Origin of the sequence: Lentzea jiangxiensis (assembly GCF_900104175.1) — a bacterium.
In the GTDB taxonomy this organism is placed as follows: Bacteria; Actinomycetota; Actinomycetes; order Mycobacteriales; family Pseudonocardiaceae; genus Lentzea; species Lentzea jiangxiensis.
This window is the reverse complement of sequence record NZ_FNIX01000046.1, coordinates 1-11,280: the sequence shown is the minus strand read 5'-3', so window position 1 is coordinate 11,280 and position 11,280 is coordinate 1. Positions and strand designations below refer to the sequence as shown.

Genomic DNA, 11,280 nt, shown 5'->3' with positions numbered 1-11,280 from the left:
GCGGGTCACCGGCGCGAGCGCAAGCAGCGGCGCCAGGTGCTCCACCACCCGGCCCGCCGCGGACTTCGAGATCCCGAACAGCAGCGCGACCTGCCGCAACGTCAGATCCGTCCGGTAGCACACCGCCACCAGCAACACCCGATCCGCCAGCGGCACACCCCACCGCCGGCCGCAGCCAGTCTGCTCACCACCCCGACGAGCCACGACCCGCACGAGCGTGCGGAACACCCGCACCGACAAGCCCGTGAACACCGGCACCCACTCCGGCCGATCCGCACTGATCACCTGCTCCACACCAAAATCATCGATCACGCCGAGACGACGTTACGGGACAACCTTCAGGCGACCGTGGCACGCACCTTGGCCGCGACTTCACGGCGAACCACCGCGATCAGCTCATGTGCCTGGACTGAGCCGATCTCCAGCTCCTTGCCAGTAGCAGGTCAGCGCCCTGGAGCCAGTGCGGGTGCCGCGTTCGCGGCGGTCGGCGTGGAGCAGCCGGCCGAGGTACTGGGCCAGTTCGCGGGCACGTCGAGTGTGGCACGATAGGTGATCACGGGGAGTTTCTGGTTCGGACTTGATCTTCGCAAATCCAGTCTTACCAGGAGCTTACCGTCCTTTTTCCCCCAAGTCGCCACAGCTCGCCGTCGCGTGTGGCCAAGCGTTCCCGCGAAGACGTCAGGTCTTCAGCGCAGAATCTCCGTTGGTGAGATCACCTCAGTAACCCGCCCTGTCGCCAGCCGTTGACCGCCGCGCATCTCCACGCAGCGCTCACGATGTGCGCGACGTTCCAGATACAAGGCGCACCCGGTGGCGCAGGCACCGATGATCACAGACCACCTCACAAGCCGTGCATGGTCAGCAGTGGGGCTATTGTTCCGTCTGCCGCTCGAGTCGTCCAACCGCTCGAGCGGCAGTAGTCGTGTTTGTGTCAGGCCTGCCGCTACTACTCGGCTGAGCTTTCCGCGTACTGTTGCTAGGTTAGCTCGCCGTTGTTCTCAAGTTGGACGGTACTCCGGAGCTGGGACACACCGCGCACCGAGACTGTCTTCTTCTCCCGGTCAGACGTCCACCGCTGAAAACCTTCCTCAAGCCGGGAAATCAGTTCCGGCATGTTGGCCCGATGATCGGATCCGTCATCCGGGATGCACGCCCGCGCCTCGCGCATGAAATCAAAGTAGCGGTCCATGGTCTGGAAATCAGCGTGAGGCTTCTTCGTGCTCTTCAGCATGAACCTGTCGATGTCGAACAGGAGCCCCGATCGCTCCAGCACATGTTCTGGCGCAAGGTGCAGGTCGGCGTGCTGGGTGCCATCGAAATGGACTCGTTCACAGGGCTGGTTGAAATGACCGCTGCCCAGGGAGACCCGGTAGTCGTCGGACGAGTCGCAGCGCAGCCATCGCCCCTTTAGATGGACATAGTTGTAGAAGTGGCGCGAATCCACGTCGCAGTACTTCTGCAGCTGCGGGATCCACATGGGCCCGAAGTAGCGCTTGCCATCCACCGTGAGCACGCCGAATCCTGAGGGAATGCCGACTGCGCGCAGTAGTGCAGCCAGCAAGGTCGCCTTGTTTGAGCAGCTGCCCCGCCCGCGCTCCAGCGTTTGCGATGCAGTCTCGGACCAGTCGTGCAGAATCGAGTACTTGATTCCGTCCTGAACAAAATTAAATAGTCGAATAGCTTTTTGTGTATTACACTCCAAGCCCATCGTGAGAGATTTTGCCCAGTGCTGGATGAGCCCCGATTCCGAGTCGCAGAAATTTGTGCCGCGGAGGGATTCAACGCTCACCGGCGAATGCTCTTCTGGAATTTTTGGTTGTGCGAGCGGGCTTCCTCCTTTGGGGCTTATTTGCGTAGTTCGGGAATCGTGAAGGATGTTCGTTTCTGCTGAGTTCCGGTCTGCGCTTCGGGTGCTGATTCTCATAGACATCTGACTCGTACCATCGACATGACGCAAAGATTCCTGCATTTTGACGCTCCTGTTTTCGAAAGCTGGTGGCTCTTCGCTAAATCAGATGGCGCGCAACGACAGTTTGAATCGGTGCTCACTCAAGCTGCGAGGTGTAGTGTCCGCTGATCGGAGAGGAGTCTGAGATTCTGCTCGTCAGGCGACGGCAGTCACTGCCGCAATTTCTTTACTTGATTTACTACGTCGTGGACAGCGGCCAGCTTGCCGTCGCCAGCATAGCCGCACGCCAGCTCTCCCTCTCGGGTCGAAATGACCACATATCCGTCTTCTTTGAGTGAGTCAATATTTCGTTGCACGGATGGTTGGTGCAGCATGTGCCCGTTCATCGCGGGAGCGATGACCTTTCTGACTTCCGGTCTGAACGCAAGAAATGTTTCGCATAGAAGTCCCTCTGCGATTCCGTTCGCGAGTTTCCCGATGACAGCGGCGGTAGCTGGCACGACCACAGCGACCTCGGCCCAGTCCGCTAGCTCAATGTGCCCCGGGCGCCAGACCTTCATGATCTCGTCACGGTTCGTATATACCTCCCCTCTTGACATCGCGGCAACACTCGCCATGGTGACGAATTTCTGAGCGGAGTGGCTTAGGATGGTTTTGATGGAGAAGTTCTCCCGTCGCAGTCTGCCCGCGATGTCCGGTACGCGGTACGCGGCTATGGAGCCGGTAACCCCCAGTAGCAGGCGGACAGATTTATTGTTGTCAGAAATCGCGAACTCCTCGGGAAAGAATTTGAGAGGCGATGGCGTCGGCCACTTCGGGTGTAGATCCCTTCAGTGTGGAGTACTTTTCACTGGAGTCGACGATGTGCACTCGCCGTACTCCGTCACCAATTTCTCGCAGATCATTGGCAACGCAGAAGTCGGTACCGCTTGACCGCAGTTGCCGTCGAGCCACGTCGATCAATTGTTCCTCGGTGACGTTGCTCAGGAGCTTGAATCCCGCGATCACCGTGCGGTCACCGAAGTGTGGCCTGAGCATCTGAAGGATCTTTGGGGTGCGGTATAACTTCAACGTGAGTTCGTTCGGGTCTGACGAGATCTTGCCCTCGACACGTGCAGGTGCATAGTCCGCAACGGCTGCCGAGTGAAAGATAAACGTGGCGCTGTCAAGCGACAAAATCTTACGCTTCAAGCTCTCAGCCGACGTGAAGGGCCGGTAATCGACATCGGGTGGCGAGCCGAATCGTTCTACCGTCGATGCGGGCGCTAGCAGCAAAACGTTGTATCCAAGACGTGCGGCGGACTGTGCCAGGGCGCACCCCAATCGCCCACTGGAGAAATTTCCCAGGTAGCGGACATCGTCTATCTTCTCCCGTGTTCCACCTGCGGTTACGATAATCTGCGGATTCTTTCCTCCGGTCATTTCCGGTGCACCACCTTGTGTTTTCGCCGCTCTACCGAAGTCGCTCTTACGTATCTGCTGAAGTATCTTCATGGCTTCATGCGTCTACCGTCATGGGGCTGTCCAGCACGTCGGCGGCCATCTTCAGGTACTCCCCGGTGCCACGAGGTGCTCCCTCGGCCTGGGCGACGAAGACGTGCCCGCTGCGCCGGGCCTTGCTGGAGCGTTCTCGCGCCGATGCCCTGCCCGTGGCGAGTGCGGAAGATTCGGTCAGGTGGTCGCAGTCGCGTCCGATCGGCTACGAGTCCTCAGCGCGCCGGCACTTACCGCATGCTTGGACACTCCGTCCGAAGAAGTTCAGCGCCCACCGCACGAGGACCCGATCTGCTTTCGTTGCGCGACCGCGAGTACGCCATCGCCGTGCTGGTCGGCAAAGGGCTCACGAGCCGGGAGAGCGCGGGTCAGCTGCACATCACCGCCAAGCCCTCGGAACACCACCTGACGTAACTTCTACGCCCGGCTGAACATGCCGAACCAGCGCCACCTGCCTGACTTCGTGCAAAACAGTCGCGTGAGTGACTGGTCCGAGGGGTGCATCCGCACGTCAGCCGGGCAGCAGGTCCTCGGTGAAATCCGGCGGTGCACCGCAGGCGGTCTCGTCCATCTTCACCAGACGACTGTCCGCGGCGAAATAGGACAGTGGCACGTGAACCGCCCACGCATACCACCCGTCTAGTAGTGCTTTGTTAGGGGTTGCTGGCCTGGGGTGTTGTTGTGGGTGTTGGGGTCTGGACGGGTTGTCGGCAGGTGTGGCAGACGCCTGTCCAGACCGCGAGTAAGGCCTGGAGTTCGCGCAGGACCGCGTAGAGGGTCAGGCCTGCGCAGGGGCTTGTGGGGTGTGGCGGAGCTGGGTGCAGATGGCTTGGGCGAGGGGCGGCGAGGGTGACGTGGCGGTGCCAGCCGAGCCAGGAGCGGCCTTCGAAGTGGTCCAGGCCGAGTCCGTCTTTGAGTTCGCGGTAGTCGTGCTCGATGCGCCAGCGGATCTTGGCCAGCCGCACCAGGTCCCGCAGCCGGATGTCGGCGGGCAGGGTCGAGAGCCAGTAGTCGGTGGGCTCGGTGGCACCGGGCGGCCACTCGGCCAGCAGCCAGCACTCGGGCAGGCTCCCGTCCGCGGCTCGCGCGATGTTGCGGTTGTCTGGCCGGACCCGCAGCGCGAGGAACCGTGATCGCATGCTCGCGGTCGGGTTGCCTGGTGACTTCTTGGTTCCGTGCCGCCAGACCACGAACTTGCCGGCCGATCGGCCCGCGTTCATGACCAGAGTCTTCAGATCCACGGGTTTGTCCTGGTAACGCGGCCCCGGCGGGCGGCCGTTGCCTGCCCATGGCGGGGTCACCGGTACCGCGTCGGCGGGGTGGGCGGTCGCAGCGGGGCTGACGGCCAGCACGTAGGTCAGGCCGCGTTCGGTCAGGCCGAGCCGGAACTCGGTGGCATCGCCATAGCCGGCGTCGGCGACCACTGGACGCTGCGGCAGGCTCCACGCGTCGGTGACCTCGTCGAGCATGTCCAGCGCGAGGCGCCACTTCTCCCGATGCCGCGCCTCGTCCGGGACCTGGCTGCGGGCTCGGCGCGCCCGGATCTCCGCGGCTGCCTGCTCGTCGGCGGCTTTCTCGTGGTCCTACGATTCCGGCAGGAACAGCCGCCAGTCGATCGCGGATGAGGAGCGGCAGGTGTCCGACAACGGGCAGGCGACGGCGCGCCGTCGCCAATGAGAACGTTCGCTGGGAAGCTGTCACGATGAGTTCTCCCATTCGTTTTCTCGACACAGCCGGCCTGCGAGAAATCAGCCACCTGATGAGCAGTTCCTCTGCGTCTCTCCACATACCGCTCTACGCCATTGCGCTCCTCCGCCGTGATCACGCGGAGCTTCACCGCCTGAACGTGAGACACGTCGGCCGCTGGGTTCCCAGCTTTTCCGTCTTCCTGAACAGGTTGATCCTGAACCGACTTAGCCGCAGGTTCGCCCTTGCCGCCGTCCCTCCGCGCTGAACGACTGTTGCCAAGACCAACACATGGCGGCTTACCGAGGTCGAAGCAGACCTGGATCACCTTGGGCGTAATATCTATTCGGGCGAGGCCAAGATCGGCACATGTGCGCCGATTCCGACATATTCCTTGTGCATACCAATGAGCTGTATCCAACTCTCACGCGATCGCCGCGTTTCAAAACTCATCTCCGAATACCGCGAGCTCTCCAGGTGCCACTGGATGTAGTCGATCATGAAAGTTGACAGCTTCTCCACGACACTTTCACCGAAGACGCCCATCAGCTCAAGAATGTCCGCAACCTTCGACAGTATTCGAGCCGCCGGACTGGGCGTGAAACTGAAGACGTTGAGGACATTGCGGCGCCGATCCTTCTCGATGGAAACGACGTCATTTAGGTCATCAATGAAGATTCGCATACTACTTGCGGTGCCGGCATACACCAGTTCCACCGGGCTCGGATTGATGATCGCCAGACAGAGAGAGTAAAATGGATTCGAGAAACCGGTGAGGAGCCTGACCCAGTTGGCAGCTTCGGCGTTGCGTGATCCGTTCAGGACATCCCCGTATACCCTACCCTCCGAGCGGTTCCAGAAGTTCAAATATGCGCTGGTCAGCAGACGTTCGTTGCAACCGAGCTCACGAAGTGCGCCCAACCGATCGAGGCACCATGAATTAACTTGTTCGAGTTTCAAACTCTGCTCGAAAAGCAAGTAGTCAACCCTGAATTCCGGCTGCCCACAGACGAACATTAGTCCAAAAATCTCGCCCGCAATGGTCGATTTCTTTGCACTGTAAGCACCGAGCACCCGCCCAGCGATGGACACCCCCTCTTCAAAACAGGAAGGGTACCGCGACTTGAACTTGTCGATCCGCGAGAGCAATTCAACCGACACTTTCTGCACTGTTCCCCTTGCGGTGAGACTGGCAACGCCGTGATTGTTTAGACGCTACCCAAGGTTCGGTCCTGCCTCAATAGGTCAAACGACTGACAACATCACTCACGGCGGTACCGCCCGCAACGCAAGGCTTACCGGATCGTCTTCAGTTAAGCCTCGCCCGCACTCTGCGCAGCATCGGCACTCAAGTGGAACGTCAAATTTTGTGATCTTGGCGTGAAGTCCGGTATGTACGTGTGTGGTGTGCGGTTCCGGACATGAGTGATAGCCTTCGGCCTGGGATGATCAAGGTTCATATGCCACGATCGTCATCAGGATGAGGGCCACCATTGTCGGTGTCGCATGTCTCGCGTTCGCCCGTGCTGGCCGTTGCCGAGCAGCCTGATCCGTTGCGAGAGGCGGGCTTGTCGGGGGTGGGGTTGCTGGTCGACCCGCTTGCCGGTGTGCCTGATCCGCGTGATCCACGGGGTGTTCGGCGCGGTGCTGTCGGTGATGATGTTCGCAGTGCTGGCTGGTGCCCGCAATTTCCAGGAGATCGCTGATCGGGGCGCGGATCTGCCGGTCGAGTGCTGGCTGTGACCGGGTGCCGCGTGCATCCGTCGACCGGCAGGTATGTGGTGTTCAGCGAGCCGACGATGCGGCGGCTCGCCTACGACATCGATGCTGACGCCGCTGACGCGAGGGTGTGTCAGGGGATGCGGAAGCAGGCAGGTGCGGTGGTGATCGCCTCTCAGGCCGGCTCTGTCGACACTGCGGAGTCGGGGCTGGTGGCGGGTGGCCATGGACGGCAACGTCGTGCACAACACCATCGCTCCCAGCGGTGCCGAGGGTAGTGAGATCAAGCAGTTCTCCGCTGCTGCATGAGGAGGCGATCGTGATCGCGCAGCGGCGGATCCCGGCGAGCACGAACTAGATCACCCAGGTCAACGACCTGCTGGCGGATGTCGATCTGGTCGGTGTAGTCGTCACCGGGGACGCCGCGCATGCCCAGCACGCCACCGCGGCCCACATCGTCTGCGAGCGTGGCGGGGACTACACCCTGACGGTCAAAGGCAACCAGCCCACCCTGCTCAGCCAGATCACTGCGGTTCTCCCACTCGCCGCACCCGGCACCGAACACCATGTGGAGGAGGACCGGAGCAAAGGCAGGATCGCGCGCCGCGCCATCTGGGTCGCTTCCGCCGACGGAGTAGAGTTTCCCGGTGCGGCACAAGTATTCCGGATCCGCCGGGACACCTTCGATCACGCGGGCAACCGGCTGTCCAAAGAGGTCGTGCACGGCATGAGCAGCCTGACCAGGTCACATGCCGGCCCGGCGCAGCTCGCGCGCGTCTGGTCGTGCTGGACCATGATTACAGTGCAGCTCCTGCAGAGGTCGGGTCGCAGGCGGGAAGTGCGCCGAGGGCGGTGCGGGCGATCGACGCGCCGTCCAGTCCGCAGCGGACGAGGATGGCGTCACGATCACCGTGGGGCATGAATTCCTGCGGTACACCGATGTTCAGCACCGGCGTTCGGACCTGCGCGTCAGCACACGCCTGGGCTAGTGCCGCACCAACACCTCCTGTCCTCACTCCGTCCTCCACGGTGACCACCAGCCGGTGTCGGGCCGCCAGGTGCTCGAGCGCCGGGTTGATCGGCAACGCCCAGCGGGGGTCGACGACGGTCGCGCCACGTCCCTGTTGCTCGATCAACCGAGCGGCCTGCAGCGCGGCCTCGGCGGTCACGCCGACCGCGACGATCAGAACGTCCAGCGGCCGGTGAGCGCTGCGGTGCAGGACGTCCAACCCGTCCATGCGGTGCACGGCGGGGATCGGAGGACCGGCGACCGCCTTCGGGAAACGCACAGCCGCAGGGCCATCGGTGATGGCCACTGCCTCGCGCAAGTGCTCGGCCAGCCGCACGGCGTCACGGGGTGCGGCGACGCGCAGGCCGGGCACCGTGCCGAGCAGCGCGAGATCCCACACACCGTGGTGACTCGGGCCGTCCGGTCCTGTGATGCCCGCTCGGTCCAGCACGAAGGTGACCGGCAACCGGTGCAGGGCCACGTCCATGAGCGCTTGGTCGAGCGCTCTGTTCAGAAATGTCGCGTAGAGGCAGACGACGGGATGTGCGCCACCCATAGCGAGGCCTGCGGCGGAGCTGACGGCGTGCTGCTCGGCGATGCCGACGTCGAACACACGATCCGGGAACTGTTCCGCAAACGCGCCGAGACCGACAGGACGAAGCATCGCGGCGGTCACACAGACGACGTCCTCGCGCTCACCACCGATCTCGGCCATCTCGTCCCCGAACAAGGCGGTCCAGCTGCGTGCTGAAGACGGCTTTGCCCGTCCGGAGATCGGATCCAGCACACCGATGCCGTGCATGCGGTCCACCTCGTCGTTCTCCGCATGCCGGTAGCCCCGGCCCTTTTCGGTGACGCAGTGCACGACCGTGGGCCTGCGCAGTGCGGCCGCCTGCTGCAAAACCCTCTCCAGTGCTGCGAAGTCGTGGCCGTCGACAGGCCCCAGGTAGCTCAGCCCCAGCTGTTGGAAGACGTTATTCCGGTCACGATGCCCTGCACGCAACCGCGATAGATAACGCGCGAGACCCCCTACCGTCGGGTCGTAGGACCGGCCGTTGTCGTTGAGGACCACCACGACCGGTTCTTGGCTCGTGCCGAGGTTGTTCAGCGCCTCCCAGGCGAGACCACCGGTCATGGCGCCGTCGCCGATCACCGCGATCACGTGCCGGTCAGCCGATCCGGTCAGCCGGTTGGCCTTCGCTAGACCGTCCGCATAGGACAGTGCGGTCGAGGCGTGCGAGTTCTCTACGTGATCGTGCACCGACTCGGACTTCTGCGGGTAGCCCGCCAGGCCGCCGTCCTGGCGCAGCGTTGTGAAGTGTGGAGACCGCCCGGTGAGGACCTTGTGGACGTAAGCCTGATGACCGGTGTCGAAAAGAATGCGATCCTTCGGCGAGTCGAACACCCGGTGCAGCGCGACGGTCAGCTCCACCACACCCAGGTTGGGCCCGAGGTGCCCACCTGTGCGGCACACTTGGTCCACCAGGAACGACCGGATCCGCTCGGCGAGCCGGGGCAGCTCCTCCAGCGGTAACGCCTTGAGACTTGCGAGGTCGGGAAACGTCGTACTCATTCGATCTTCACCTGCTCTGGGGAGTCGAGGGGACTGCGCTGATCAGCTCACCAGGCTCTGCTTCGGCACGAACCGGACCGTGTGCAACTCACCAGAAGCGAACTCCGCGGCCCTGTGCACCCGTGGGGCGATAGCATCCGGCAGCAACCGGCCGATCAGCCCCACCACGGAAATAGCCCCTACCAACCGCCCGCCCGGTCTCTACACCGGTGTCGCGACCCCTGTGATGGCCGAGGACCACTCACCGCGGTCGAAGGCGACGCAGTACCTGCGCACGTTCGCGAGCTCCTCGGCCAGTCGCCGGCCCGACGTGATCGTCACCGGCGTGTGGGCCTCCAGCCGAAGTGAACCGGACCGAGAAGCCTCGGAACCCGCTAGCAGGATCTTGCCTGCCGCCGTGCAGTGCAACGGAAGCGCACCGCTGAACTGGCTCACGAGCCCAGCGGACCTGCGGCCGTGCACCCGCTCGGCCACCCGAGCCACGTCACCGCACCGCACCGTGAGGTGGACCGCCTCATGCGTGGCCTCGTACAAATCTGTCAGCACCGGGAGCAGAACCTCCCGCATGCCGCAAGGGACTTCAGTCGGCACAGCCGCCGACAACTCGGCCACCCGCGAGGTCAGGAAGAAACGTCCGTCCACCATGTCGACCAAACCCGCGGACCGCAGAAACCCCACCATGCGATGGGTCGTCGACCTCGGCAGGCCGATCTGCCGCACCAACTCCACCAGCGACACCACACCGTCGTACGCACCGAACGCTTCGAGCACAGCCAGGACCTTCGTGGCCGCAGCCCGCGCTCCCCGCTCGGTGTGCAGCTGTTCGAACATCGCGGACTCTCCTTTTCGGTTCTTCGCCTTCATGAACCTAGGGACAAGACACGTCCTTCTACTGTGCTGCGCCTCAGCAACTTTCCGGCAGTGTCACAATGGTTCTGGCCCTCAAGCTTCGCGACCTCGATGCCGATACATGACGGTCTCCCGGACGTCCGCCGTCACGCGCAGCTCCTTGGGCGCGCGGCTGATCAGCCCGGTCGAGACGGGGGTGAAGCCGTCGCTCCAGCGCAGTCCCGGCAGCTCGGCCAGCAGCACCGGCACGGTGCGCCCGAGCAGCCTGGCGAGGTGAGCACCGAGACAGAAGTGCCGCCCCGCACCGAAAGCCACGTGGCCGGCCGACGCGGCGAACTCACGGTCGACGTTCGTCAGCCGGTGGATGTCGAACCTGTCGGGTTCCGCGAACTGGCGGGGATCCCGGTTGGCCGACGCGAGGATGCACGCCACGGTGGCGCCCGCCGGAACGCGGCCGCTGGGGAGGTCGACGGCTTCGGTGGTCTGCCGGAGCACCATGTGGGTGGGCGGATCCCGGCGCAGCGACTCCGCCCAGGCCGCGTCGATCAGGCTCGGGTCCGCGTGGAGCTCGGCGAGGACGTCCGGATGATCGACCAGGTTGGAGAGGAAGAGCGCGAGGCCCTTCCCCGCGGTGTCGGCACCAGCGGCGAGCAGCAGGGCGCACGACCCGCTGACCTCGTCGTCGGTCAGCAGCCGGCCGTCGACGGGCGTGGTGCAGAGCACCGACAACAGGTCGTCACCGGGGTCCGTGCGCCGCCGGCTGATCTGCGGCGCGAGGTAGGCGTAGAGGTCGTCCCTCGCGTCGAGTCCTCTTCGGAGCGTCGCGGGATCCTGCCGGTGGTCGGACACGTACGCCATCCCGGCGCTGGCCCACGGGCGCAACAGGTCCGTGTCCTCGGCGGGCAGACCGAGTACCCGTGCCATCACCTGAATCGACAGCCCGGCGCAGAAGACGGAGACCAGGTCGGCATCGCCGGTGCGCCGGATCCGCCCGGAGGTGCGAACGGCGAGGGACTTCGCCAGGTCGAAAGCCTTCTCGCT

10 protein-coding genes and 1 pseudogene are annotated in these 11,280 nt (G+C 63.5%); 1 reads left to right on the top strand and 10 read right to left on the bottom strand.

The annotated features are described in order from the left end of the window. The 6 genes and pseudogenes from BLQ91_RS39760 to BLQ91_RS40905 all read right to left on the bottom strand — a co-directional run. On the bottom strand, window positions 1–294 hold a 294-nt coding region (locus tag BLQ91_RS39760; RefSeq protein ID WP_245734334.1), incomplete at its 3' end, for a helix-turn-helix domain-containing protein. Window positions 295–976: 682 nt separating this feature from the next. Then, a complete protein-coding gene (locus BLQ91_RS39755) occupies window positions 977–1,789 on the bottom strand; it encodes a transglutaminase domain-containing protein (protein ID WP_176960218.1) in 813 nt (270 codons plus the stop codon). Window positions 1,790–2,118: 329 nt separating this feature from the next. After that, the gene (locus tag BLQ91_RS39750) at window positions 2,119–2,643 is read right to left on the bottom strand and encodes a flavoprotein (protein WP_281199949.1); all 525 of its coding nucleotides are present in this window, start codon (window positions 2,641–2,643) and stop codon (window positions 2,119–2,121) included. 25 nt (window positions 2,644–2,668) lie between these two features. Then, window positions 2,669–3,403 carry a phosphopantothenoylcysteine decarboxylase domain-containing protein gene (locus BLQ91_RS39745; RefSeq protein WP_090105754.1) on the bottom strand — a complete coding sequence of 245 codons (735 nt, stop codon included), beginning with the start codon at window positions 3,401–3,403 and terminating at the stop codon, window positions 2,669–2,671. 778 nt (window positions 3,404–4,181) lie between these two features. Next, window positions 4,182–5,031 (bottom strand): annotated as a pseudogene (locus BLQ91_RS39740) (IS701 family transposase); the annotation flags it as partial. A gap of 400 nt (window positions 5,032–5,431) precedes the next feature. Next, window positions 5,432–6,250: a hypothetical protein gene (locus BLQ91_RS40905; protein WP_143023115.1), complete on the bottom strand. Its 819-nt coding sequence runs from the start codon at window positions 6,248–6,250 to the stop codon at window positions 5,432–5,434. A 444-nt stretch (window positions 6,251–6,694) separates the two neighbouring features. On the opposite strand from BLQ91_RS40905, the gene BLQ91_RS41955 reads away from it, so the two are divergent. Next, window positions 6,695–6,832 carry a hypothetical protein gene (locus tag BLQ91_RS41955; RefSeq protein ID WP_176960217.1) on the top strand — a complete coding sequence of 46 codons (138 nt, stop codon included), beginning with the start codon at window positions 6,695–6,697 and terminating at the stop codon, window positions 6,830–6,832. Window positions 6,833–7,091: 259 nt separating this feature from the next. Here BLQ91_RS41955 and BLQ91_RS43960 read toward each other — a convergent pair whose 3' ends face one another. The 4 genes from BLQ91_RS43960 to BLQ91_RS39715 form a co-directional block, all read right to left on the bottom strand. Then, window positions 7,092–7,499 carry a hypothetical protein gene (locus BLQ91_RS43960; protein WP_143023114.1) on the bottom strand — a complete coding sequence of 136 codons (408 nt, stop codon included), beginning with the start codon at window positions 7,497–7,499 and terminating at the stop codon, window positions 7,092–7,094. A gap of 106 nt (window positions 7,500–7,605) precedes the next feature. Next, window positions 7,606–9,390 carry a 1-deoxy-D-xylulose-5-phosphate synthase gene (locus BLQ91_RS39725; protein WP_090105749.1) on the bottom strand — a complete coding sequence of 595 codons (1,785 nt, stop codon included), beginning with the start codon at window positions 9,388–9,390 and terminating at the stop codon, window positions 7,606–7,608. Window positions 9,391–9,591: 201 nt separating this feature from the next. Next, the gene (locus tag BLQ91_RS39720) at window positions 9,592–10,221 is read right to left on the bottom strand and encodes an IclR family transcriptional regulator (protein WP_176960216.1); all 630 of its coding nucleotides are present in this window, start codon (window positions 10,219–10,221) and stop codon (window positions 9,592–9,594) included. Window positions 10,222–10,332: 111 nt separating this feature from the next. Continuing rightward, window positions 10,333–11,280, bottom strand: a 948-nt coding sequence (locus BLQ91_RS39715) for a cytochrome P450 (RefSeq protein WP_143023113.1), incomplete at its 5' end; no start/stop codon positions are given.